Origin of the sequence: Azohydromonas lata, assembly GCF_034427735.1 — a bacterium.
Lineage (GTDB): Bacteria > Pseudomonadota > Gammaproteobacteria > Burkholderiales > Burkholderiaceae_C > Azohydromonas > Azohydromonas lata.
In genome coordinates, this window is record NZ_JAXOJX010000024.1 from 72,026 (window position 1) to 97,043 (window position 25,018).

The following is a 25,018-nucleotide window of genomic DNA, read 5'->3' on the forward strand; positions in this document are numbered from 1 at the left end:
TGCAAGGACCTTCCATGACCACTGCCACCCCGACCCTGAGTACCGTGCGCCGCCAGGCCGTCGACGACACGCTGGCCCGCATCCGTGCGCTGGCCGCGGGCGAGCCCGACCGCGCGGGGCTGGCGGCCATTGCCGCCGAACTGGCCCGCCTGGCCGAGCGCAAGGACCTCTTCCCGCGTGCCGACTTTCCGCCGCCTGCCGCCAGCGAAGGTGTGGGCGCCTCCACGCGCTATCGCCTCAACCCACAAGACGGGTCGCAAGGGCTGGCGCTCTACCTGAACTCCATCAACCCCGGCAAGACGACCTTGCCCCATAACCACGACAGCTGGGCGGTGATCGTGGCCGTGGAAGGACGCGAGGAGAACCGCGTCTACCGCCGCACCGACGATGGCAGCGACCCGACCCACGCCCGGCTGGAGCTGGTACGCGAGGCGACCGTGCAGCCGGGTACGTCCATCGAGTTCCTGGCGCAGGACCTGCACAGCATCCACGTGGTCGGCGACCAGCCCACGCTGCACTTCCACCTCTATGGCAAGCCGCTGGAGCAGCACACCGGCCGCATCGGCGTGCGCCTGGAAAGCGGCGAGGTGGTGAACTACAACGCCACGCAGTTCGAACCCAGCAAGGACGTGGCATGACGCGAGGTCCTGCAGGTCCGGCCACGCGGCTGTTGCATGCCGGCACGCCCCCGCTGCGCGATGGCAGCGGCCCGGTGAACGTGCCCGTGGTCCGCACGAGCACGGTGCGGTTCGGGAGCGTGGCTGCCCATGAAGACCTCCACCGGCAGCGCAGTGCCGGCGAGCGCGTGGCCACCTACGGCCGACATGGGCTCGACACGCACCGGGCGCTAGAGGATGCAGTCACCGATCTCGAAGGCGGCCACCGGGCTTTCCTAGCGCCTTCCGGGCTGGGCGCCATCAGCCTTGTGCTGCTGGCGCTGCTGTCGCCCGGCGACCATGCGCTGGTGGCCGACAGCGTGTACGCCCCGGTGCGCAGGGTCGACCAGACGCTGCTGCAGCGCCTGGGCATAGAGCTGGAGTACTTCTCCCCCGCACACGAAGACCTGGCTGCGCTGATCCGCCCAAAGACCCGGCTGGTGTACCTGGAGTCCCCCAGCTCGCTGCTGTTCGAGGTGCTGGACCTGCCCGCGCTTGCCGCCATCGCAAGAGACCGCGGCGTACCGCTGGCCATGGACAACACCTGGAGCGGTGGCTGGTTCCACAAGCCCCTTTCGCTCGGGGCAAACATCTCCATCCAGGCCTCCACCAAGTACATCGCGGGCCACTCCGACGTGATGCAGGGCATCGTCGTGGTGGACAGCCCCGCCTTGGCCGCGAAACTGGCTACGGCGCACGAGGCGTTGGGACTGAGCATCAGTGCCGACGATGCCTACCTGGCACTGCGCGGGCTGCGCACCCTGCCTGTGCGGTTGGCGCAGCACCAGCGCCATGCCACCGAGGTGGCCCGCTGGCTGCAGCAGCAGGCCACCGTCGCCCGCGTGTATTATCCGGCATTGCCTGAAGATGCGGGACATGCGTTGTGGCGGCGTGACTTCAGCGGCGCCAGCGGGCTGGTGTCGTTTGCCTTTAAGGACAGCGACGACCGCGCCGCGCGGGCCTTCGTCGATGCACTGAGGCACTTCGCCATCGGCGCATCCTGGGGAGGTTATGAGAGCCTGGCGCTGCTGGCGCCGCCGGAGCGGCTGCGCGACCACGGCTACTGGCGCACACAGGCGCCTGCCGGACCTGTGGTGCGCCTGCACGTCGGCCTGGAAGACCCGCAGGACCTCATCGCCGACCTGGCACAAGGCCTCGAGCACGCCGCCCGTGCCGTGGACTGGAAGAACGCGGCATGACGCCCACCGCCCACGCCGCAGGCGATCCCGACCACGGCGCCCGCGAAGCACTGCGCCTGCTCGGCCCGCTGCCTGAGGACTGGGTTACCGCGGCGCGAGGGCATCGACCACAACGTGGTGCTGGTGGGTGGTGGCCAGAACGGCTGCGCCTACGCCTTTGCACTCCGCCGTATGGCTGGGCCTGATACACGTGCACAGCCCGGCGGGTTTCGTCAGTCGCGGCGTGCCGTTGGGCGACGTGCCCAGCATGCGGCGTGACATTCCGAACGTCGTGCATCATCTCGGCCGGGATCTGCTCATCGCCGATCTGGACTGGCATGCACGGCGCATCGGCGTTGAGGTCGCGGCCGACTTCAACGAGGGCCTGTACGCAAAGGCGCTCTGGCAAGGTCCACGCTGAGTGAAACCAGCCTCGACTTCTCACCTTTTCAATATTGATCGGAGCAAGAGTCTCGTATGGAACGATGGACCTTCTATACCGCTGCGGGCACGTGCGCGCTGGCTACCCATATCGCGCTGCACGAGGCGGGCGCCACTTTCGAGCTGGTGAAGCTGGACTTGGGAGCACAGCAGCAGCAAAGCGCCGACTACCTCGCGATCAATCCCAAGGGGCGCGTCCCGGCGCTGCGCACGCCGCAGGGCGTGCTCACCGAAACGCCGGCACTGCTCGCGTTCATCGCGCAGCGCTTTCCCGAAGCCGGCCTGGCGCCGCTGGACAACGCCTTCGCCTTCGCACGCTTGCAGGAGTTCACCAGCTACCTGGCCTCTACCGTGCACGTGGCCCATGCCCACAAGCGACGCGGCGCGCGCTGGGCCGACGACGCGGCGGCCATCGAGGCCATGCGCCTCAAGGTGCCGCAGACCATGACGGCCTGCGCAAGCCTGCTGGAGATCCAGCTGGGCGCGGGCCCCTGGGTGCTGGGCGAACGCTACAGCGTGGCTGACGCCTACCTGTTCACCCTTACCGGCTGGATGGATGGAGACGGCGTGGACATGGCCCGGTTTCCGTCACTGCAGGCGCATCACGAACGCATGGCCCGGCGGCCCGCGGTGCAGCGGGCGCTGGCCGAAGCGGAAAGCTGAGTGCGACTGCGCGACTGCGCGACTGCGCGACCGGGACATGGTTGCCTCACGCCTTGCCTTCCCAAGGCACAAGGCGGCGCTGCAGCGCACGCAGGGCCAACTCCAGCGCGAATGCGATCAGCGCGATGGCGAAGATGCCCAGCACGACGATGTCGGTGCTCAGGAACTGTGCCGCCGACTGGACCATGAAGCCCAGCCCGCGCGTGGCCGCCACGAGCTCTGCCGCCACCAGCGTGGACCAACCCACGCCCAGTCCCACGCGCACGCCGGTGAGGATGTGCGGCAGCGCGCCAGGCAACACCACATGGCGCAGCAACTGCCGCGGCGTGGCGCCGAACGCGCGCGCCGCGCGCAGCCGGGTTTCGTCCACCGTGCGCACGCCGGTGCTGGTGGCGATCACGACCGGCGCGAAGATGGCCAGGGCGATGAGCAGTACCTTGGAAAGCTCGCCGATGCCGAACCAGATCACGATCAGCGGCAGGTAGGCCAGCGGCGGCACCGGGCGATAGAACTCGATGAGCGGGTCCAACAGCCCGCGCGCGCTGCGCGACAGTCCGATCCACAGGCCCAGGGGAATGGCGGTGGCCAGCGCCAGCAGCAGGGCCAGCGCTACCCGGTCGAGGCTGGCGCCGGCATGCTCCAGCAGCGTGGCATCCATGAAGCCGCGGCTTGCCACTTGCACGAACTTGGCGCCGACCGCCGCGGGCGGCGGCAGGAACAGCGGCGCGATCAAGCCCGTCGCCGTAACGCCCCACCACAGGCCCAGCACGCCCAGCACCGCCACGAGCCCCGGCACGCCGGGACGGTTCCACAGGCGGCGCCAGGAGCCTGGGGCGGGCGCTGCGGTTGTCCAGGCCCCCAGGGCGGCCGGCGTGGCAGCGATGTCGTCTTCCGGCGCGGGCACGACCGGGTAGCCAGCGGCGGCGCGTGCTTGTGAGACGACGGGTACAGCGTTCATGCTGCGTCCTCCAGTTGTTCAGGTTCCTGAGCGTAGATGTCGGCCAGCACCTGCTCGCGGGTCGCCACGAACTCAGGCAAGGACTTGATGGCCCGTGCCGGCACCCCGGCAACCTGGCGGCGGCCGAAGTCCAGTGCGTAGCGCCGCGTGATGCGCGCCGGCCGGCGCGACAGCAGCACGAGGTCGGTGGACAGGAAGACGGCCTCCTCCACGCCGTGCGTGACCAGCACGATGGTCTTGCCCGTGGCATGCCAGACCTTGAGAAGCAGCAACTGCATGCGCTCGCGCGTGAGCGCATCCAACGCACCAAAAGGCTCGTCCATGAGCAGCACCTGGGGATCGGCGGCCAACGCCCGCGCAATGCCCACGCGCTGGCGCATGCCGCCGGAGAGTTCCCAAATGGCACGCCGCTCCTGCCCCTGCAAGCCAACCAGGGCCAGGTGCAGACGCGCGCGTTCCTCGCGCTGCGCGCGCGGCACCCCCTTGAGACGCAGCGGCAGCGCCACGTTGTCCAGCACATCCAGCCAGGGCAGCAGCGCGTCGTCCTGGAACACGACGCCTCGATCGGCACCGGGGCCCTTGATGGGCCGCCCCGCCACCCTGGCGTGGCCTGAATGCACCGGCACGAAGCCGGCAATCAGGTTGAGCAAACTGGACTTTCCGCAGCCCGATGGACCCAGCAGCACCGTCAGGCTGCCCGCGGGCACCTGCAGCGAGATGCCGTCGAGTACCGGCGCCGTGCCTGCCTCTGCGGCGTAGCCCACGCTGACCTGATCCAACTCCAGCATTGGGGAAATGAAAGGCGCCGTCACGGCCGTTTGCCCCGCCTCAAGGCGCCTTGGTCGCCACCACTGCGCCCTTGGCTGCATCCACCACGTAGCGCGCAGTCACGTAGGCTTTGTAGTCGGCCAGCACGGCGTCCACCTTGCCCTGGGCCTTGAGGAAGGCCGCCGTGTCGGACACGGCCTGCACGGTGGGTGCGTTCAACAGCCGGGCCTGCTCTGCCAGCGTCGGAAAGCCGCTGCCGGCCAGGAGCGCGGGCACGTCCTCCTTTTTCGCACCGGTGACGCGGGCGATCTTGTCTAGGTTCTCGGTCCTGGCGGTGAAGGCGTTGGGATCCTTGCGGTAGCCCGCATAGGCTTCGCCGGTGATGCGGGCGAAGGCGGTGACGAAGTCCGGGTTCTTCTGCGCGAAGTCCTTGCGCACTATCCATGCGTCGAAGGTTGGCGCGCCCCAGCGCGCCACCTCGACGGAACTGGTGAGCACCTTGCCGCCGGCTTTGATCTGGCCCAGCGCGGGGTCCCAGACGTAGGCCGCATCGATATCGCCGCGCTGCCATGCGGCAGCGATCTCGGTGGGCCGCAGGTTGATGATGTTGACCTGCTTGGCGTCCACACCCCAATGCTTGAGCGCGGCCAGCAGACTGTAGTGGGTCGTGGAGACGAAGGGCACCGCTACGCGCTTGCCGGCCAAATCCTGTGCCTTGGCAATGCCGCTGCCGTTGCGCACCACCAGGGCTTCGGCGCTGCCTATCTCAGCGGCTATGAAGAAGGTCTCGATGGGCAGTTCGCGGCTGGCGGCGGCGGCCAGCGGGCTGGAGCCGACGTAGCCGACTTGCACGTCGCCCGAGGCCACGGCGGTGATGACCTCTGCACCGCTTTCGAACTTGCGCCAGTCGATGCGCTTGCCCGTGGCCTTCTCGTACAGCCCGTCCGCCTGCGCCACCTTGGCCGGCTCCACCACCGTCTGGTAGGCCACGCGTACCGCGCCATCCTGCGCCAACACGGGTACCGTGCCCCAGCCGGACAGGGCCAGCGCGATCAAGGAAAGGAAGTGGGAGCGTCGCATGTCGATGACTCTTGTAGTTGCGTTGGCCGCCATCTTCCAGACCGGCCTGCCCCATGCGAACGACGATTTCCGGATGAGCACATGTCCGCGGCGCATTGCGACATTCGCTGCCCGCGCGAGAGCACCATGCCGTTGCCAAGGCATCCACGCCCGTACAAATATTGAAACCGCATGAGTTAAGGTGGAATGATCGCTTGGTCGATGGCGCGGGACGTTATGCAATCGGCGCACTTTCACATAGCCGGGTCGGACTGGGTTGTCTTTACCTCCGTCCCCGCCACCGACTTTTTCCACTTGCCGTTGTCTTTTGCCATGACCAGGACTTCCCGCCGCCGCTTCCTTCAGCAGGCCTCTCATGCCACCCTGATGGCCGGTGTGCCTGCCTGGGCTCTTACCGATGCGCACGCTACCGTCGCTGCCAGCGACGGTTCAGCCAAGGGCACGCTCACCGCAGTCCTCAACCCCGAGCCGCCCACACTCGTTTGCTTCTCCAACACCGCCGGCACCACCGTCACCGTCAGCTCCAAGGTGCTGGAAGGCCTGCTGGAGTACGACCACGACCTGACGCCGCGGCCTCAGCTGGCCACCGTCTGGAAGGTCAGTCCCGATGGATTGGAATACACCTTCACGCTGCGCAAGGGCGTGAAATGGCACGACGGCAAGCCCTTCGTCGCTGCCGATGCAGCCTTTTCCATCCTGCTGGCCAAGCGCTACCACCCGCGTGGCAGCGCCACGTTCTCGCAGCTGACCGCCGCCGATGCGCTGGACGCCAACACGCTGCGCCTGAAGTTGGCCAAGCCCGCGCCCTACCTGCTGCTGGCGCTGTCCGCCGGTGAGACGCCCATCCTGCCCTCTCACCGATACCACGCCGACGGCGCGGTGCAGAACCCCCTGAACGCCACACCCATCGGCACCGGCCCTTTCCGCTTCAAGCAATGGGAGCGCGGCAGCCACATCGTCTACGAGCGCAACGCCGACTACTGGCAAAAGGGCAAGCCGCAGGTCGACACGCTGGTATTCCGCATCGTCCCCGACATCGCCGCGCGCTTGAACGGCTTTCAGAACAAAACCTTCGACATTGGCGACTCCAGCCCCATCCCGCTGTCGGAGGTGTCCAACCTGGGCCAGTACCCATTCCTGGGCACCAGCACCGCGGGCTATGAGGACAACGCCAACATCGCCATGCTGGAGTTCAACCTCGAGCGCGAGGTGTTCCAGAAGGCCGAGGTCCGCCAGGCCATCGCCCATGCCATCAGCCGAGAGCAGGTCAAGAACATCGCCTTCTACGGCTATGCCTCGGTCACCATCTCGCCGGTGTCCAAGACCAGCTTTCCACGCCTGCACCTTGACGCGAAAGACCCGTACCCCTACGACATCGACAAGGCCAACAAGCTGCTGGACGCCGCAGGTTACCGGCGCAACGGCAGCGGCCACCGCTTCGAGGTGACCTTGCACGCCAACCCTTTCAACGAGGGCTACAAGCGTACGGCGCACTACATCCGCTCCGCGCTGGCACGCGCAGGCATCAACGTGACGGTGCGCGAGCAGGACCCGGGCAGCTACATCCGCAGCGTCTACACCGACCGGGAGTTCGACTTCACCGTCAGTGGCGTGAGCACGATGTTCGACCCCACGGTGGGCCTGCAGCGCATCTTCTGGTCCAAGAGCTTCAACCGCCAGGTGCCCTGGTCCAACGCCAACAAGTATCAAAATCCTGAAGTAGACCAATTGCTGGAAGCCGCCGCCAGCGAGCCCGACCCGGCCAAGCGCGCCGAGTTCTTCAAGCGCTTCCAGGCCATCGTCATCAAGGACGTTCCCAGCATCGCGCTCGTGCAGGTGCAGAACGTCACGGTCTACAATAAGCGGGTGGACGGCTTCAACCGCACGGCCTCGGGCCTGCGCGGCAACCTGGCCGACGTGACGGTCACGCCCGCCTGAGGCTGTGTCGCCATGTCCCTTGCTGAAACCGATAACGGCGATCTCCAGGCGCCTCCCGCGGCACCACCACCCGGCCGCTTCCTGCCAGCCCTTAGACGCACGCTGCTCCAGGCGCTGCCTACGGTCGTCGGCATCCTGACCCTCAACTTCGTGCTGCTGCAGATGGTGCCGGGCGATGTGGTGGACGTGATGGCCGGAGAGTCCGGTGGCGCCACGCAACAGAGCATGGCGGCGTTGCGCGAGCACTTTGGCCTGGTGGGCACGGCCACGCAGCGGTTGCTGATCCACCTGCAGCAGCTGGCGCACCTGGACCTGGGCACCTCGCCGCGCTACAACGTGCCTGTCACCGAGCTGATCCTGGAGCGGCTGCCCAATACGCTGCTGCTGGCGGCCGGGGGCCTATCACTGGCCATCACGGTAGGCGTGCTGATCGGTGCGGTGATGGCCAGTTGGGCGGGCCGGCTGCCCGACCGGCTGCTGTCGGTGCTGAACCTGCTGCTGTACTCCACGCCGGGCTTCTGGATCGGCCTGATGCTGATCCTGCTGTTTTCGGTGAAGTTGGGCTGGCTGCCGGCCAACGGACACCACAGCATCAACGTCGTACTGACCGGCAGCGACTGGCTGCTGGACCGCCTGCGCTACGCCGTGCTGCCCATCGTCACCTTGTCCACCTTCTTCATCGCCGTCTACGGGCGGCTGACGCGCGCGGCAATGCTGGAGGTGCAGCAGCAGGACTACGTGCGCACCGCGCGGGCCAAGGGCCTGTCGCCGCTGCGGGTGGCGCTGCGCCATGTGCTGCGCAACGCGCTGATGCCCATCACCACGCTGGCCGGGCTGCACTTCGCCGCGCTTTTCGGCGGTGCGGCCGTCACCGAGACCGTGTTCGGCTGGCCTGGATTGGGCCGCCTGACGTTGGAGGCCGTGATGACCCGCGACTTCAACCTGTTGCTGGGCATCCTGCTGCTGTCCTCGCTGATGGTGGTGGTGGTCAACGTGCTGACCGACCTGCTGCAGTTGTGGCTGGATCCTCGAATCCAGTCACGTTGAGCTCTCAACCACGGAGCCTTTGCCTTGACCGTTACTGTGTTGACTCCTTGTCCCACACGCATCCGCGGCCACTCACCGGGAGCCCGCGCGCTGCGGGCCCTGTTGCGCGATCCGCTGGCCGCCCTTGGCATCGCCATCCTGTTGGTCGTGGCAGGCATCGCCGCGCTGGCCGGGGTGATCTCGCCAGGTGATCCGCTGGACATGGCCGGCGTGCCGCTGCAATGGCCAGGGGCAGATCCCGCACACCCGCTGGGCACCGATTCGCTGGGCCGCGACGTGCTGGCCGGCCTGGTGCACGGCACCCGGGCCTCGCTGATGATCGGCCTGACAGCTGCGGCGGTCAGCCTGAGCATCGGCGTGGCCGTCGGTGCGTTGGCGGGCTACTTCGGCGGTTACATCGACAACGCGCTGGTGCGTATGACCGAGCTGTTCCAGACCGTGCCCGGCTTCCTGCTGGTCATCGTGCTGGTGGCTATCCATACCCCCACCTTGGGCGTTATCCAACTGGCCATCGGCATCGCCGCCTGGCCTGAGATCGCCCGCCTGGTGCGCGCCGAGTTCCGACGCCTGCGCGACAGCGACTTCGTGCTGGCCGCCCGCGCCGCAGGTTTTGGTGATGGACACATCATCCTCCACGAGGTGCTGCCCAACGCACTGCCGCCGCTGATCGTCACCACTTCCATCCTGATCGCCAGCGCCATCCTGATGGAGTCAGGTCTGTCCTTCCTGGGCATGAGCGACCCCAACGTCGCCAGCTGGGGCGCGATGATCGGGGGCAACCGCGAGCACATCGGCTCGGCCTGGTTCCTGACCGCGCTGCCCGGCGCTGCGATTGCCACCGTCGTCTTCGCCTTCAACCTGTTGGGCGACGGCCTGAACGACGCGCTGAACCCGCGGCTGCGGCGGAGGGTGGACCAGTGAGCATCGTCACCACCCGGGCGCCCGTGCTCGGCGTCGAAGACCTGGTGGTTCGCTACGACAGCCAGGCGCTGGTCCACGGCATCGGCTTCTCAGTGGCTGCGGGCGAATGCGTGGCCCTGGTCGGCGAATCCGGCTGTGGCAAGTCCACCACCGCGCTGGCGATTGCCGGGCTGTTGCCCGACAACGGCCGCGCTGAGGGGCGAGTCACCTTCGAAGGCCGCAACCTGCTGACGTTGGCCCCTCGCCAGCGCCGCATGCTGCAGGGCTCGCAGATCGGCATGATTTTTCAGGAGCCGCTGACCAGTCTGAATCCGGTGCTGCGTATCGCCGAGCAGATCACCGAGGTGCTGCGCCAGCACACCGCGCTGGACGGCCACCAGGCCCGCCAGCGTGCTGCCGAGCTCCTCGACCGTGTGCACCTGCCACGCGCCGTGCAGTTGCTTGACGAGTACCCGCACCAGCTCTCCGGCGGCCAGCGCCAACGGGTGATGATCGCGATGGCGATCGCCTGCAATCCGCGGCTGTTGATCGCCGATGAGCCCACCACCGCGCTGGATGTGACCACCCAGGCGCAAATCCTGGCCCTGCTGGGCGAACTGCGCCGCGACCTGGACATGAGCCTGCTGCTCATCACCCACGACCTGGGCGTCGTGGCCGAGCAAGCCGACCGGGTGCTGGTGATGCACGACGGCCATGTGCTGGAACAGGCCTCCACCGGGCAACTCTTCAGCCACCCGGCCCATCCGTACAGCCGCGGCTTGCTGGGTGCTTCGCTGCGTAAGGACACGCCACGGCACTACCGGCACGAACGCCTGGCCGAGATCCGCACGACACCGCGCGCCGAGGGTGGCCACGACTTCGCGCTCAGCGACACCGCGCTGCGACCGGGCGTGGCCCTAACGGCCGAACCTGCCCGCAACGATGCGCCGCTGCTGGCCGTGCGCGATCTGGCCAAGACCTTCCACCGTGGCGGCGAGCCGCTGGCCGCGGTGCGGGGCATCAGCTTCGACCTGTGGCGCGGCGAGACACTGGGCCTGGTGGGCCAGTCGGGCTGTGGCAAGTCCACGCTGGGCAAGCTGGTGCTGCGCCTGCTGCGCGAGGACGGTGGCGCCTTGAGTTTTGCCGGTCAGGACATCACGGAGCTGTCCGACAAGCAGCTCAAGCCCTTCCGTCGCCAGGCGCAGATGGTGTTCCAGGACCCCTACGGATCGCTCAACCCGCGCCACACGGTGGGCGAAATCCTGGACGCCGTGCAGCGGCTGCATCTGGACCTGGACAGGACCGGCCGGCAAAGGGCCGCGCGCGAGATGCTGGACGCGGTGGGCCTGCCCGCCGACAGCCTGCAGCGCTACCCGCACGAGTTCTCAGGCGGCCAGCGCCAGCGCATAGGCATCGCCCGCGCGCTGGTGCTGCGGCCTTCCCTGATCATTTGCGACGAGCCGGTATCGGCGCTCGACGTCTCGGTGCAGGCCCAGGTGCTGAACCTGCTTGTGGACCTGCGCCAGGCCTACGGCCTGTCCTACCTGTTCATCTCGCACGACCTATCGGTGGTGCGCTACATCGCCGACCGGGTGATAGTGATGCAAGCCGGCCGTATCGCCGAAACCGGCACGTCGGAGCAGCTCTGGCAGGCGCCGCAACACCCCTATACCCGCAGCCTCATCGATGCCGTGCCTGGCCGCGCTGCGCCCTCTCTCTCAATCCCCGACGTCGCCGTCGCCTGATCATGACCCACTCGCCGCCGGACCATCAGCCCGCGCAAATTCCCACTGTCACTACCACTGCCACCGGCCTGGCGGCCCTGCAGTTGCGCCTGCGCGAGGACCTGGAGCGCCTGGACCTGCCCGCTGAGGACTGGTTGCGCCGGCCGGCCGGCGACCCGATGCTGGACGTTGCCATCGTCGGCGGCGGCCAGGCGGGCCTGGCGGCGGCCGCCGCCCTGCAACTGGCCGGCGTCGCGCGCGTGCGCGTCTTCGACCGCGCCCCGGCCGGCCAGGAAGGGCCGTGGGTGACCCATGCGCGCATGGAGGTGCTGCGTTCACCCAAGCACCTGGCCGGCCCGGCACTCGGCTTACCCTCGCTGACCTTCCGCGCCTGGTACGAGGCGCAGTACGGCCGTGCCGGCTGGGACGCGCTGGGCCGTATACCTCGGCGACAGTGGCAGGACTACTTGAACTGGTACCGCACAGTGCTGGAATTGCCCGTGACCCACCGCACGCGCATCGAAGGCATCACCGGCACCACCCTGCCCGACGGCAGCCCCGGTGTCGCCTTCCAGGCCTGGCCTGAAGGGCAGGCCGAAGATCAGCGCGGCGCCCAGCCTCAACGCCTGCTGGCCCGCCACCTCGTGCTGGCCACCGGCATGGACGGGCTGGGCGGCCCGGCCATTCCCGAGCTGGTGGACGGCCTGCCACGCGCGCGCTGGCAACACACCAGCGAGCACATCGACTTTTCCGCCTGGCGAGGCAAGCGCGTGGCACTCATCGGCGGCGGCGACTCAGCGCTGGACGCCGCCGCCACCGCGGCCGAGGCCGGGGCCGCCCAGGTGGACGTCTTCGTGCGCGATGCTGATTTCTCGCGCATCAACCACTGGAAGGCCTACACCCACCCCGGCCATGTCCACGGCTTCCTGGCACTGACGCCTGAGCAGCGCCAGCCGCTGCTCGATTTCCTGAAGGCGCAGAAGGTTCCGCCCGCCCAGGACACCGTCCGGCGCGTGGCCCGCCAGCCCGCCATCCGCCTGCACTTCAGCAGCCCGGTGACGGCGCTGACCGTGGCCGCTGATCAGGCCTTGGTACTGCGCACGCCGCATGGCGCGTTCAGCGCCGACCACCTGGTGCTGGCCACGGGCTATGCGCTGGACCTTGCTGCCCGCCCCGAACTGACAGTCCTGGCGCCGCACATCCGTTTCTGGAGCGACCGCCAGCCGCCGCTGGCGGCGGGGTTCGCGCTTGACGGCTTTCCTGACTTGGAACCTGACTATGCGTTGCGCGAGAAGACGCCCGGCGCTTGCCCGGCGCTGGGCCGGGTGCACCTGTTTACCGCTGCGGCCCTGCTCAGCCTGGGCAAGCTGACCGGCGACATCCCCGGCATCAGCCACGGTGCCGAGCGGCTGGCCCGCGGCATCGTCGCCCGGCTGTACGCCGCTGATCGAGAGCGCCAGTTCCAGGCCGTGCGCGACTACGACGAGTTGGAAGTACAAGGCGATGAATGGGCCGCCAGTCGGGTGACTCATTCACTGAGCCACGGCACGCCGCCTTCGGAGATCAGCCGATGAGCACGTCTGCTCAATCACCCGTCTTGCAACCGCAGGACACTCTGGTCGCCCAACTCGCCGGCGTGCAGCCCGGCAGCGCGCTGGCCGCTGCCCTGGCCACCCGCGAGGAGTTCTTGTTGAACACCGAGGCCAGCGGCCACGTGCTGTTCGAGGGCGGCGACTTGCAGCGCCTGAGCCTGGCCCAGCGCCTGGCCTTTGCGCTGGCAACCAGCCAGGCGCAGGCGGATGAGCAACTGATCGCCCACTACGGTCAGCGCCTGGCCGCGGTCGGTGGTGCCCCTGCCGACGATGTGCGCCAGCAAGCGGCGCTGGTCCATGTCCAACGCTTGGCAACTGCGCCGGTCAGCGCTGGCCAGGCCAGCCTGCGTGCACTGGAAGCCGCAGGCTGGTCTGCCGACGCCATCGTGACCTTGGCGCAGATCGTCGCCTACACCAGCTTCCAAAGCCGGCTGGTGGCCGGCCTGCGCCTGATTGCCGGCACTGCCGGCCAGACCATGGCGGTGCCGGTGGAAGTGCGTGCCGGTACCTGGCACACCCAGCCGCAGACCGGCAGCGGCAAGCCCGCGCCCACTGCCTTCACCCGCGACGAGCTGGGCTGGGAACCTTGGCTGGCGCCACGCGATCACGCCACGCTGACCGGCAGCGAGGCAGCCAAGCTGGAGAAGGCCGGCCACCTGCGCTCGGACTACTTCATGCTGCTGGCGCGCGACTTGCCGGTACTGGAGCACCGCACTCGCACCGACAAGGGCATCTTCTACAGCCATGGCGGACTGCCACGCGCAGAGCGCGAGCTGGCGGCCACCGTCAGCAGCAAGGTTAACGGCTGTATCTACTGCGCTTCGGTACACGCCCGCAAGGCAGCCTATCTGGCGGGCGACGTGAACGCGGTGGACGCGCTGCTGGCCGTGGCCCCGGGCGCTGATCTGGCGGCCCACCAGAACCCGCGTTGGCAGGCCCAGATTCGCTTGGCGGCCCAGTTGGCCGCAACGCCTCAGGCGGCCAACGCCAGCCACCTCGCGACGCTGCGCGCAATGGGCCTGAGCGAACTGGAGCTGCTGGACTTGGTTGGCTCTGTGGCCTTTTTTTCCTGGGCCAACCGGCTGATGCTGACGCTGGGCGAGCCCTTCCTGCTGGTGGCGTGAACAGGCCCTGGAGGCTGAGGGCATCCAGCTTGGTGGGAAAGCAATGCCGGGCCACACCGTGGTCTTCCAACGCTCAGCCCTGCGCCGTCCGCGCCCGCTGCAGCACCGGCCACAGCCGCTCGCGCAACATCGTCACGGTGTCCGCCAGCGGCGTGGCCTCCAGATCGTTCTTGCGCAGGAATGCCCGCCACAGCGTCTGGCGCGAGGCGTCGATGGCGAACTCATCGCTCAAGCCGATCGGCACGGCCGTGGGCAACGCCGTCTTGCGCCGCGCGAACGTGGCCGCGACGGCGTGCCCCAGCGTGTAGGCGTCCAATTCTTCGCGCTGTAGCAGCACCGCGAGGTCGAAGTAGTCCTTGACGCGGCTGTTGGCCATGCCCAGCAGCACGATCGCGTGCAGCTTCTCCGCCACGACGGTGTAGGCCGGATAGACACGCAGCCGCGGCGCCGGCAAGCCGTCAATCAACACCGGGTAGACCGCTGGCATGGGCGTCGGCGTCACGGCGTCGCCGAAGCCGATGTCCACCTGTGTACGGCAGCGTGCCCGTGCCAGGTCACCCGTGAGCAGAACGCGCACGCCGCCGTAACCAGCTTCCTTGCGGATTTCCTGCACCTGCACGCTGTCCGGCTCGAAAACGATGCCATCGGCAACGTGAACCGCGGCGATCTCGCGGAAGGCGCCGCGCATGGCCTCCAGGCTGCTTGGCCCAAAGCCCAGCAGGTCCGCGTCACGCGTGGGCCGGTGCGGCATGTCGTACCAGAGGGTGAAGAGCAGCGCGCCCTTGAGCAAGAACCGGTCGGCATGGGGTGAAGCACCCACGCGGTAGAGCAGCCGCTCCAGGGCAAAGCGCACCAGCACCTGGTTGAAGTCCGAGCCTTCGGCCTTGGCGATGTTCAACAGCCGTGCACGTACCGAGGCGGCGAGATCCTGGCCGCTCACCCGATGGCCTCCAGGTAGGGCCGCATCACGTTGGCCACGCGGCAGACCTTGGCGTGCTGCCAGATGTCGTCCGCGGACGCTCGCCGGTGTCCCCTCACTTCGCGCAGCGCCTCCAGCGCCACGTCCAGACCAACGACGTGGCGCATCTTGAAGCAATCGGCCACCGTCTTGGCCACGCCGTAGACGCGCAGCGCAACGCCGTCGCGCGGGTGGACCTCCACGCCCTGCTCATAGGCATCGCCGGAGAACTGCACCATGCGCAGCGGTGGGTAGCCCATGCGCGGCGCATGGCTGCCGCGCGGCATAGCAATCCACACCTGCCGCGGCAGTTGCGTGGTCAGTTCATGGAACTGCAGTGCGGTGAGCAGACAAAACACCGCCTGGGGTACCCGGGCCGCGACGGCCACCAGCGACTCGTCCTGCGGCGGCGGCGCATCGGCGAGCCGGTAGAGCCCGCGGTCCACGCGCTCCAGCACGCCGCGCGCGGCCAGCCGGCTCAGCACCACACGCGGGATGCCGACTTCCTCCGCCTCATGAGTGCGCACCACGCCCTTGTGCCGGGTCAGGGCGACAAGACGTTGGGTGTGGCTGTCGATGCTCATCAAGGCATTGTGTTCCTAATTCACTGCAGAAGCTGAAAAATGGAGAAAAAATGGAACACATCCCTTTGCTGACCTGCGGCTGCGCGCGCCGAGTCAACTCAGGCATCTGGCCGCATACATGGGCGAAGTCATGTTTGGCCGGTTTGACTACAGCAGCACGGGCCGGGGAATGCGTATGCGCACGCTCCAGGCAGCAAAAGGTTTATTGACGCTCGGCAGGATAGAGGCACGGCGGAATAGATTCCATACCCAAATACTGACGCTGCGCCATATGTTGGTCTTTTTATATCTGCACGACTCCGTTCTACTTTGCGATTTGCAGAATGAAGTTGGCTCCTGCGTGGTGTGTCGGCGAATATTTCAACGGGCTTTATGTCAAGCCTTGCGCTGAACTTACTGCCATTGCATTGAGAAAATGCACGCGGAGCCGGTCGATTGTAAAAAGATGCTAAACTCTCAAAAGAGGTTTGCCGAAAATATATCGCCTCTGTGCAGATTGAGATAGGTTTGCCCTGAGTCGAACGCATACTGTTGCAGGATAAGTGAAAAGTCACATCAAGAATACCACTGAATTGTCAAGAGCCTATGAGCTACTACACGCCTCCGCCCTTCGTTGAAGTTGAGCTAAATGCGGCCATCGAACGACGCTTTCCAGAATATAGGGAAATACAGAGATTTATTGAATTTAAAAGCTCACGAGAGGCAATTGCAACTTTCCACTTCATTAAAGAAAAAAGAGATCAAAACGGAGGCTTGATTGAATCTTCTTTAAATCTTAGGTATGCCCACTTCATAAAAGAAAGACGCTTAGAGGGGAAAAGTTATGTCGAGGTATGGGTGTGCTCGCGAGGACTTCAATATTAAGTCCTACAGTTTCCATCTTTAGTGACTCGCGAAGAGTGAATAAAACTCGGCTTGTTGCGAGCGTGGGCGCCGCGGTGAAATTTGTACGTCACGGCCACGACGCTGAAGATGCTGCTCCGCTGCTAGCGCATCGCTGCCCATGCGCGCAATGCTCGTGCGAGCGCTCCAATGTTGCTGGCCGCTGGCGGGCGCTCCTTGGCGGTGCTAGTGCTACATGCTGACGGACAGCCGTGCAACGGCAAGCCGGCCACATGGCAACGGAAGAACCCGGTCAGATATGAAAGCATCTAGTAAAATCTTTTTTTACGCATTGGAGCTATAAAACAAGTGCCACCCGCCGGAAGTCTCCCTATTTACGCGGCAATCGCCACGGTCTTTGCAGCGTGTATCACTGCTTCTATAGCATTTCTTGGAATAATAATATCCAAGGAAAATAAAACGTCGGAATTTCGTCAGGAGTGGATAAACGAGCTTCGCAATGATATATCCAGCTTTCTTGCTACGGCTAACATAATAAGACGGTTTGTGTCCTGGGGTGCAAGGAATTTAAGCGAAGAGAAAAAGAGTGGGGCCATAACCGATTTTGTTGCGCCTAAGCATGCTGAGCTTAGCGAAGTGAGGCATAAGATCAGGCTCAGATTGAATCCAAAAGAGGACGATCATATTGAGTTAATTGGAAGCATTGAGTCAATTGTGGATCTGCTGATGCCTGGGAAGCCACTTGGGGCAGCTCAAGGGTTATATTTTGATCAGTTTCAAGCTGCGGTGGTTGCTTCGAGCCAAGTAATTCTCAAAGAGGAATGGCAGCGTGTTAAACGTGGTGAGCCTTGGTTTTATAGGCTTAAATGGTCCGCATTGACTCTAGTTGTACTAACCTTGCTGGCGGCCGTCATTGTGCTTATTGGTCAGCTATAAATATCAGTTGCCGTGCCTCTTGGCTCTGTTCTCAAAACAGCTACATGAGAACAAGCTTGTGAAATTTTAAATTTGTACGAAGCTGTCGTTTTTTATGAATCAAACTGAAGATTTTCCCAAGGGCTGCTTGCCAGTTTCACTGCTGTGTTTCCTTGACGAAATCTCGGACGATGAACGATCTAAAACTATATATTTACACCATCAAAGCCGCCAGATGGAAACGAGGCAAAATAACATTTTCGACGTTTGTCCTTATAGGCGATCGTGCGATAAACTTGAACCACTCCTTCGAAAATGAACTTTAATCATGTGCCTTCCCATTGAATATTGCATATCTGGGCGTCCGGCTTCAGTCAACGGAAAGTCCAAAAAAAAACAGGCGTGGAAGAAGGGCGTAGATGCAGCGACGCGCACCGCGTTAGCCGCCAAAATGCCTCACAAGATAAGCGCGCCTTATGATGCGTCGGTTATGGTGAAAGTTTATTTATTTCCGGCCTCGAAACAATATACTGATGTTGATAATGTTTTAAAATATACAGTTGATGGAATGGTTCCTTCTTTGCTGAAGAATGATAAGCAAGTGGACAGGGTGGTGGCGCAACGCGTCATAAAAAGCCGCTTGACTAGCATACTAGTCTCTTTGCCGCACGCGCGTGCAATCGCTGATGCAATTGATTTGCAAAATAATGGTGAATTTGGTACCGCAATAAAGGTTGAGATTTTTAATAACAAGGAGGTCGCATGGTAACACTTGCCGAAAAAGAATTATATCAGATGAAATTGGTCGCTCTTGAATATGAGCGTCGTGGCTGCAAGGTTGTGCTGGAATCTCGTCACAGACTTCCTGATGGGAGATTCATGGTTTTTGACTTGGTTGCCATAAACAACGAAACAGAGGAAATGTTCGTTGTAGAGGTGGTAAATCGTCGGCGTGATGCATCAGAACTGAAGACAAGAGTCGAACAGATTGCTACTGCGCTCGAAAACCGTCCAAATGTTAAAATTGATTTTCGATATATTGACGACGATGATCAATTGACAAATAGAGCAAGAATTGAGGCTTCAGAGTCCACGAAAAAATTGGAAAGAAAAATTAACTTTAGACTTCCTAAAATTCCAAATATTAAAAAGCCTTCCCTTCAACTGGATCGAGTTGCTGTGGCAGACTGGTGGCACTTCAAGCACGAAGTAAGAGCATTAGGATTGGTTCACAAACTCGATCCGGCCAACAGTGTGCTTAACATCTATAATGAGCTACTGTCTCTAGGGGTTTTGGCGCCAGCTGAAGAATTTTTGGAGGACGGTCCTAAACTTGATGCATTCCAAATAGAGGAGAAATTGGTGGTTTTGCTTGAAGGGGGCAGTATATCTGTGGAAATCGCTAAAGATATTCGAAAGCATTTAACTTCAATAAGGTTTCAAAGAAAAGCTTCCTCACGACGCGCTCCTAGTTGAGAAATAAAGGGTGGACGGATTTTTTGTTCAGATTGGTGTACTCGCTGCAAGACTCCTATTGTCGAACAAGGGTTTACGAAAAGGGGGTTGTCCCCAATTTTGTGTGTGAGGCCCCATTCATAGGTCCACATCGGTCCTGATGAATCTCTCTCCGTAAGCAATGGCGAATTGATTCATTGCTGCTGCGCTGCGCGCCACGCGGCGTCCACGATCATCCTGAAATGCCGTCCACGTTGGCCTGAAATACGCAGTTCGCCGATGCGGTTGGCATACAGCGGCGGTCGAATAGCTGGTCATCGCAGTGACGGCAGTCATGGAGTTCATCGCACGTCACGGCGCGGCGGCGCCGCATGCCGAGCCCATACGACGCAGATCTCCGCGCAGGTTGAGCAACGCCCGATGATCGCTTGGACTGTTGAAGTCCAGTAATTCCGCGAGCAGGTCCATTTATTCGGCGAGCGCCTTCTGCAATCGGGCCCATGGACTGGGCATAGGGTGGCCGGCTGGCATCCCTGCGTCTTTGCAGCTGGATGCCGGGGTAGGCAGACTTTTCGTGCAAATTAGTGCGGTTACTGCGAAATTCTTATTGTCGGGCAAGCACTTACGAAAATTTGTACGACGACCAAGCGCGCTGTTCGCCAACTCGTTGATGCGCTTTCTTTTCTGCCCTCGAAACGCACCAATCTGCACGAAAAGACCGTCTACCCCTGGCAGCGCCGCCAGCGCGATACCGGCTTGCCCTTCGATCCCACGCCGCCCCCGGACGACGGCCTGCCGTTCTGATCCAGTTCGGCTCCCTCACCAAGCAACACGGCCAGGCATCCCCGGGCCGTCTTCGTTGCCCATCCGCATTACGCCACCGGCCCACCCACATTGCGTCACCTGGGGGCCCAATGCGGGAAGTCGCGCGTCCCGCGTCACAAAACTGCGTGGGAAAGACGAGGTGGAAAAGCCCGGGAGACAACAGCTCCGATCACTGCCCTGGAACGCCAGGACTTGCTGGAGCTGCTGGACGACCGGGTCGGCAGCCGCAGCACCCTCATTACCAGTCAGCTGCCCACGGACGCCATGCACCAGTGGCTGGCCGAGCCCACCATCGCCGACGCCATCATGGACCGCCTGCTGCACGGGGCGCACATCATCGAGCTCAAGGGCGAGTCGCTGCGCCGGGACCCGCCGCAGGGCTGACGGCATCTGCGGCACGCTGTCCGCGGTTGCCGACATGGCGCAGCGCCCGCGTTCCACGCGAAGGCGGACAGCGTTCCACGGTGATGGCGGGCAGCTGAACTACCATTGCGCCTGTCACTCAGGCACCCCTCCCGGGGTGTCCGCGATCAGGCCGAACGCTGTCCGCGATCAGCCTGGAATGGGTGTCCGCGATCAGTGGAATACGCAGTCAGCCTGCGACAGGCACTCGGGACACTGGCACACATGAAGGTAGGGGCGCATCGCGGCACCTCCTGCGTAGGCAAGACAACACCGGCATTACTACGCCTCTACTCAATCCCGAGTCAACAGTGGAGCAGTAGATGTTGGACGGACCCTAAAGCTGGTGAGTTCTCTTGAGCACACCATCACGGCGGACCAATCAGCTCTTCCTCGTCGTGCGATTGCGCATGTCACATGCCTGATGTAACATAACACACATGGCAAAAGGTGACTCTGGTCGAATCGTCATTGAGGTCGATCCTTCTCTCAAGCGGGAACTTTATTCCGCGCTTGCTCTGTCGGGCAGCACCTTGAAGGATTGGTTTGTCCGCAATGCGGAGGTTTATTGCCGCGACAGGCGCCAAGCTGCCTTATTCACGGAGCCACAAGAATTTAGCGATTCGGACAAGAGTTCGAACACCTAGTAGGAAGCCGCCCCGGCAAAGCAGAAGCGGGCTAGCACTTGAAATACCGGCCCAACGTCGTGGCACTCTTGCTTTGCTGCTGGACTCGCCTGCGCGTTGTTCGAGCCGAAGTGCATTCAGGAACTTGAAGTGAACCAATACAATTACATTGACCTTTTTGCCGGGGCCGGTGGGCTATCCCTAGGCTTTGAGCGAATTGGTTTCAGAGGAACATTAGCAGTCGAGCAGGACAAGTGGGCGGCGGAAACTTACAGTGCAAACCACCCAAGCATACCGGTCCATATGCGAGACATTCAAACGATTGATAATTCCGAAATCGCAAACCTTGTAAAGTACCCGGTAGACGTGATTGTTGGTGGGCCACCGTGTCAAGGCTTTTCGCATGCCAATACCACCAAACGTGACCCCAAAGACCCCAGAAACTCACTGTTTCAGGATTTCGTACGCTTTGCTAAAGTGGTTCGCCCGTCGATCTGCTTAGTTGAGAATGTTCCCGGACTGCTTCGAACAAAAATGAGTTCAGGGCGTCCTGCGATTTCGGCAATCGAGCAAGCTTTTCGCGATATCGGATACCTCGCGCATTGGAAAATTCTCAATGCCGCGGATTTTGGTGTTCCTCAGAGACGGGAGCGCTTATTTGTCGTGGCGATTCGAGACGATCTTTCTGACGTTGAGTTTGAATGGCCAACAGCGACTCACTCGACGACCGAGCAAGACGATCTCTTCGCTGCGGCAAACGGGCAGCGGCAAATTACGTTGTGGGAGGCAATTGCAGATTTGCATCAACTTTGCGCAGGCGATCCAGTCCCAAAGTCTCCGTATCGCAGTAGACCCACAAATGCTTATCAGAGCGAGATGCGTGAAAAAGAGGTGCTTGTTCTTGAAAATCATGAGCCAATGCGACACACGCAGCGCATTGTTGAGCGCTTCGCGGCAATCGGACATGGACAGTCAGAAGCTGACGTTCCTGCGCACTTGAGGCCGCGAAAGCGAGGGAGCAGTGGAGAAATTTCTGGAATTGTCTACGATCAAAATAGTCGTCGTCAAAACCCAGATGAGCCTTGCAATGCAATTGTTGCCTCTTCGCATACAAACTTTATTCATCCTTATTTGCATCGGAACTTCACGGTTCGAGAAATGATGCGAATTCAGTCGTTCCCAGATTGGTTTGTAGTGAAAGGAAAGAGAGCCGTGCTGAGCAAGAAGCTTTCAGCGAAAAAGGGTTACATCGACGATGTATTCCTTGATCAGCGCGCGCAGATTGGCAACGCTGTCCCACCTAAGCTTGGGGCTGCTGTAGGCAAAGCCGTATGGAACACCCTTGAGCGTATGCAGAATAAGGTACGACATGCAGCCTAAAGTACTAGATCTTTTCGCTGGTTGTGGAGGGCTGTCGCTCGGCCTCTCTCAGGCTGGATTTGACGTAACGGCTGCTGTGGAGATTGATCAGTGGGCGGCTGACACCTACCGGCGCAATCACCAAGGAGTTGAGGTAATTCAGGCAGATATTAGGTCTCTCGAAAGCGAACTGTTGCGAGATCGTTTTCGAGGAAAGATTGACTTGGTTGCTGGAGGGCCACCCTGTCAAGGGTTCTCGGTTTCTGGCAAACGGCAGTATGGTCACATCAAAGACCAAAATACTTTGGTTGAAGAGTTTGTTCGTGCCGTGAAGGCCGTTGAACCAAACTTGGTCTTAATAGAAAATGTCGGCGGATTTCGCACGGGCCACATAAAGCCCGGCAACCCTGTGATGGCATATCTTGAAGCAGCGCTACGCGGGCTAGGCTATGAAGTTGCCTCAAAAGTTCTTCAGGCAACAGACTACGGCGTGCCTTCACTGAGAAGTAGAATATTTATAGTGGGATCTCGGTTTGGATTTCCATGCTCGCCATTTCCACTACCGACGCACAGTGCTGACCACCGCCTCGACTCGGAGCCATTCATATCATGCTGGGAGGCGATTAGCGACTTGCCAGAGCTTCGTGCCTCGGAGGGAGTAGACGAGTTTGTCGCTTACGGAAGCGGTCCTGCGAACGCATATCAACGAGCGATGCGCGCAGGGTCGCCAGGAGTTGCCAACCACATTGCGATGAAGCACACGCCGCGACTTGTTGAGCGGTTTCTTGCTCTTCCACAAGGTTCTAAAGGTTACGACGTGGGTCGCACGGGCAAGGACCACCCCGAAGGTCCTGTCACTGTGTACAAGTCAAATAATCAGCGTTTGGTTGCTGACATACCTTCCCTCTGTATCACGGCCAACTTTCAATCAACATATGTTCACCCATACCAACCGCGGAATCTAACGGCGCGTGAAGCCGCACGCCTCATGAGTTACCCCGACAACTTTTACTTCTGTGGAAAACGAACTCAGATGAGCAGCGGATTTCTTAAGAAGTACGGGCGTGAACATGAGGATTTCCTGAGTCAGTACAACCAAATCGGAAATTCAGTGCCTCCTAGGTTGGGTCGAGCTATCGGGCTAGAACTGCAATCCCTCTTATCTCGGTGCCAATCGAAACATGATCGCAGCACTGGGGCTGACTTTCTTATTGAGGAGTCAGTCTAGTGCGTCCCCCGTTCATGCCCGAAGATGCGTTGTTGTCTCACCGGAACAACCTGCTCCAAAAGTGCCGTCTGAGCCAGGATAGAGATCACCAAGCGCTTTGTCAGGAAATTGATAGAAAGTACACCGCGTACTTGGCGGCCCTCGTGCCGGAAAGAATCGCTGTCGGTGACCTCGGAGCAGCCGTTGCAGCGGTGGGTTCGTACTTAGACTTTGCGAAAGAAGTCGAAGCAACGTTCTCTAGATTCAATTGGCGAAGCGATTTTGCAGCGAGCATCCTGCCAGAATTCATTTATCGAACGCTCGGCATAGCACTTACAGCTCGTGGTTTTCCACCGCTGTTCTCAACACGAGACTCGATTGTCGAGGTATCGCTTTCCGGGACTGCTGGAGGTGGCTGGGACGTACGACGCAAGAATCAGGATCTGTGCATCGGATTGCGGCGCGAAAAAATTGTGCGCCAGAATGGCGAAGAGCTATTTCTCGTTCCATTAATTGCGATGGAGGTCAAGACCAACATCGACATTAACAAGTTAAATGGGTTGGACTATTCGGCCGAACGACTCAAGCGAACGTTCCCAGCATCAAAGTATATTTTGGTAACGGAAACAATTGATTTTTCGCTTGACCAAAACTATGCGTCTGGATCAATCGACGAGATTTACACGTTGCGAAAACAGGTTCGCAGCCAAGCCAGACGAGAGAAGAAGCCACTTGAGGTAGACGTTTTCACCCAACTGCAATCCGATGTTGTGGAAATTGTCAGAAGGGCGAGCTTTACCATGGGTCATGTCTATGATCGCCTCGAAATTGGAAAATTAATCAGTGTCGAATAAGCTCGAACCCCAAACTTACGTACACGGCAGCAAGCTGTATCGGAAAGCCGAGAAATCAAGCGACCTCCGTGCACTTTTGCCGCTCTATGACAATTGGCGTGCAGCATCGCTCGCCATTGCGGGACGATCTGACGAAGAAATTGCAGCTCTTGTGACGCTTTTGAATGCTTACAAGGATGCCGTGGAACCAGTCCTTGATGCGCGCCCTAACAGCGCACAGGAAGTGCTTCAACCGTCCATTCTTGAAGAGTTCTTTGAGTATCTCTTTTGTCATTTGGATGCCGAGTTCGAGCTGGAACTACTTCGACGTCCGGAATCCGGATTTATTGACTTGGCATTTAATCCTCGGTCTCTTCACGACCTCGTTTCGTGCCCGGCATACACAATTCGCCGCAAAGATCACGACTTTGTCATTGGATCCAGTCTTGAGCTGACTATGACCGTGCCTGGTGCGGATCAATCACAGAATGACATTATTGTAGTCCCTGCTGTGGCCATTGAATGTAAGCGCTATCTCGAGCGAAACATGCTGGATGAGTGCAGCGGCACAGCAGACAAGGTCAAAAAGGCTACTCCTTATTGCCTATATTTTGTGGTCGCGGAGTTTTTGAAGATGGATGACGCCGCGCCCGAAATGTCGCGTATCGACGAAATTTATGTATTGCGGAAGCAGCGAAATTCGGAACGCTCGGCGCTTAATTTCACGCCAAAACCAATTGATGCAGCGCTTGTAATCGACATCTACAGGCAAGTGCAGCGCCATCTAAGCCGAGTATGGTGGAATCCCCAATCCGCCCTCACAACTGGCAAGGCATTCAACGTTCCGCGGTGAAGCTGGACTGAATTCACGCAATACAGGTGATAGCGGTGAGATGGTAGTTAGACCAATTCATCGCTAAGGTAATCGTGCAGGTCTGGATC

23 protein-coding genes and 1 pseudogene are annotated in these 25,018 nt (G+C 61.6%); 19 read left to right on the plus strand and 5 right to left on the minus strand.

The window, feature by feature from the left end; translation table 11 throughout:
• Window positions 1–14 precede the first annotated feature (14 nt).
• The 4 genes from SM757_RS15565 to SM757_RS15580 all read left to right on the plus strand — a co-directional run bounded on the left by SM757_RS15565 (window position 15) and on the right by SM757_RS15580 (window position 2,938).
• The gene (locus tag SM757_RS15565; RefSeq protein WP_322466172.1) at window positions 15–638 is read left to right on the plus strand and encodes a cysteine dioxygenase family protein; all 624 of its coding nucleotides are present in this window, start codon (window positions 15–17) and stop codon (window positions 636–638) included.
• Window positions 635–1,855 (plus strand): cystathionine beta-lyase, encoded by a 1,221-nt coding sequence (gene metC, locus SM757_RS15570; protein ID WP_322466173.1) that lies wholly within the window; start codon window positions 635–637, stop codon window positions 1,853–1,855. Before SM757_RS15565 ends, metC begins: the two co-directional genes overlap by 4 nt.
• 229 nt (window positions 1,856–2,084) lie before the next feature.
• Window positions 2,085–2,255 carry a hypothetical protein gene (locus SM757_RS15575; RefSeq protein WP_322466174.1) on the plus strand — a complete coding sequence of 57 codons (171 nt, stop codon included), beginning with the start codon at window positions 2,085–2,087 and terminating at the stop codon, window positions 2,253–2,255.
• A 56-nt stretch (window positions 2,256–2,311) separates the two neighbouring features.
• Entirely contained in the window at window positions 2,312–2,938 is a 627-nt protein-coding gene (locus SM757_RS15580) for a glutathione S-transferase family protein (protein ID WP_322466175.1), read from the plus strand.
• 46 nt (window positions 2,939–2,984) lie between these two features.
• Here SM757_RS15580 and tauC read toward each other — a convergent pair whose 3' ends face one another.
• Genes tauC through tauA form a run of 3 tightly spaced genes read right to left on the minus strand, consistent with a single transcriptional unit; the run spans window position 2,985 to window position 5,744 of the window.
• Window positions 2,985–3,896, minus strand: coding sequence for a taurine ABC transporter permease TauC (gene tauC, locus SM757_RS15585; protein ID WP_322466176.1), 912 nt, complete (start codon window positions 3,894–3,896; stop codon window positions 2,985–2,987).
• Window positions 3,893–4,684, minus strand: coding sequence for a taurine ABC transporter ATP-binding subunit (gene tauB, locus SM757_RS15590; RefSeq protein WP_322466177.1), 792 nt, complete (start codon window positions 4,682–4,684; stop codon window positions 3,893–3,895). Before tauB ends, tauC begins: the two co-directional genes overlap by 4 nt.
• 40 nt (window positions 4,685–4,724) lie before the next feature.
• Window positions 4,725–5,744, minus strand: coding sequence for a taurine ABC transporter substrate-binding protein (gene tauA / locus SM757_RS15595; protein ID WP_322466178.1), 1,020 nt, complete (start codon window positions 5,742–5,744; stop codon window positions 4,725–4,727).
• A gap of 312 nt (window positions 5,745–6,056) precedes the next feature.
• Here tauA and SM757_RS15600 point away from each other — a divergent pair, with 312 nt between their 5' ends.
• From SM757_RS15600 to SM757_RS15625, 6 genes are read left to right on the plus strand one after another with little or no spacing between them, the layout of a single operon-like run.
• Window positions 6,057–7,682: an ABC transporter substrate-binding protein gene (locus SM757_RS15600; protein ID WP_322466179.1), complete on the plus strand. Its 1,626-nt coding sequence runs from the start codon at window positions 6,057–6,059 to the stop codon at window positions 7,680–7,682.
• 12 nt (window positions 7,683–7,694) lie between these two features.
• A complete protein-coding gene (locus SM757_RS15605) occupies window positions 7,695–8,729 on the plus strand; it encodes an ABC transporter permease (RefSeq protein WP_322466180.1) in 1,035 nt (344 codons plus the stop codon).
• A 36-nt stretch (window positions 8,730–8,765) separates the two neighbouring features.
• Complete coding sequence (locus tag SM757_RS15610) at window positions 8,766–9,650, plus strand: ABC transporter permease (protein WP_407655764.1); 885 nt, start codon at window positions 8,766–8,768, stop codon at window positions 9,648–9,650.
• Window positions 9,647–11,374, plus strand: coding sequence for an ABC transporter ATP-binding protein (locus tag SM757_RS15615; RefSeq protein WP_322466182.1), 1,728 nt, complete (start codon window positions 9,647–9,649; stop codon window positions 11,372–11,374). The genes SM757_RS15610 and SM757_RS15615 overlap by 4 nt, the downstream gene beginning before the upstream one ends.
• A 2-nt stretch (window positions 11,375–11,376) precedes the next feature.
• Window positions 11,377–12,927, plus strand: coding sequence for a SidA/IucD/PvdA family monooxygenase (locus SM757_RS15620; RefSeq protein WP_322466183.1), 1,551 nt, complete (start codon window positions 11,377–11,379; stop codon window positions 12,925–12,927).
• Entirely contained in the window at window positions 12,924–14,069 is a 1,146-nt protein-coding gene (locus tag SM757_RS15625; RefSeq protein WP_322466184.1) for an alkylhydroperoxidase domain protein, read from the plus strand. The genes SM757_RS15620 and SM757_RS15625 overlap by 4 nt, the downstream gene beginning before the upstream one ends.
• 73 nt (window positions 14,070–14,142) lie before the next feature.
• Here SM757_RS15625 and SM757_RS15630 read toward each other — a convergent pair whose 3' ends face one another.
• Together SM757_RS15630 and SM757_RS15635 are read right to left on the minus strand one after the other, a co-directional pair.
• Window positions 14,143–15,009, minus strand: a complete 867-nt coding sequence (locus tag SM757_RS15630) for a nucleotidyl transferase AbiEii/AbiGii toxin family protein (protein WP_322466185.1) — start codon at window positions 15,007–15,009, stop codon at window positions 14,143–14,145.
• Entirely contained in the window at window positions 15,006–15,611 is a 606-nt protein-coding gene (locus tag SM757_RS15635) for a type IV toxin-antitoxin system AbiEi family antitoxin domain-containing protein (RefSeq protein WP_322466186.1), read from the minus strand. The genes SM757_RS15630 and SM757_RS15635 overlap by 4 nt, the downstream gene beginning before the upstream one ends.
• 585 nt (window positions 15,612–16,196) lie before the next feature.
• Here SM757_RS15635 and SM757_RS15640 point away from each other — a divergent pair.
• From SM757_RS15640 to SM757_RS15675, 9 genes and pseudogenes are all read left to right on the plus strand, one after another.
• The gene (locus tag SM757_RS15640; RefSeq protein ID WP_322466187.1) at window positions 16,197–16,475 is read left to right on the plus strand and encodes a hypothetical protein; all 279 of its coding nucleotides are present in this window, start codon (window positions 16,197–16,199) and stop codon (window positions 16,473–16,475) included.
• A gap of 327 nt (window positions 16,476–16,802) precedes the next feature.
• Window positions 16,803–17,390, plus strand: coding sequence for a hypothetical protein (locus SM757_RS15645; RefSeq protein WP_322466188.1), 588 nt, complete (start codon window positions 16,803–16,805; stop codon window positions 17,388–17,390).
• A gap of 307 nt (window positions 17,391–17,697) precedes the next feature.
• A complete protein-coding gene (locus tag SM757_RS15650) occupies window positions 17,698–18,138 on the plus strand; it encodes a RusA family crossover junction endodeoxyribonuclease (RefSeq protein ID WP_322466189.1) in 441 nt (146 codons plus the stop codon).
• On the plus strand, window positions 18,132–18,845 hold the full coding sequence (locus SM757_RS15655; RefSeq protein WP_322466190.1) for a hypothetical protein: 714 nt from the start codon (window positions 18,132–18,134) through the stop codon (window positions 18,843–18,845). The genes SM757_RS15650 and SM757_RS15655 overlap by 7 nt, the downstream gene beginning before the upstream one ends.
• 966 nt (window positions 18,846–19,811) lie before the next feature.
• Window positions 19,812–20,033, plus strand: a pseudogene (locus SM757_RS15660) (ATP-binding protein); the annotation flags it as partial.
• A 794-nt stretch (window positions 20,034–20,827) separates the two neighbouring features.
• The gene (locus SM757_RS15665; RefSeq protein ID WP_322466191.1) at window positions 20,828–22,057 is read left to right on the plus strand and encodes a DNA cytosine methyltransferase; all 1,230 of its coding nucleotides are present in this window, start codon (window positions 20,828–20,830) and stop codon (window positions 22,055–22,057) included.
• A complete protein-coding gene (locus SM757_RS35565; RefSeq protein ID WP_407655765.1) occupies window positions 22,047–23,264 on the plus strand; it encodes a DNA cytosine methyltransferase in 1,218 nt (405 codons plus the stop codon). The genes SM757_RS15665 and SM757_RS35565 overlap by 11 nt, the downstream gene beginning before the upstream one ends.
• Window positions 23,264–24,097, plus strand: coding sequence for a Bpu10I family restriction endonuclease (locus tag SM757_RS15670; protein WP_322466192.1), 834 nt, complete (start codon window positions 23,264–23,266; stop codon window positions 24,095–24,097). Before SM757_RS35565 ends, SM757_RS15670 begins: the two co-directional genes overlap by 1 nt.
• On the plus strand, window positions 24,087–24,929 hold the full coding sequence (locus SM757_RS15675; RefSeq protein ID WP_322466193.1) for a Bpu10I family restriction endonuclease: 843 nt from the start codon (window positions 24,087–24,089) through the stop codon (window positions 24,927–24,929). Before SM757_RS15670 ends, SM757_RS15675 begins: the two co-directional genes overlap by 11 nt.
• Window positions 24,930–25,018: the final 89 nt, after the last annotated feature.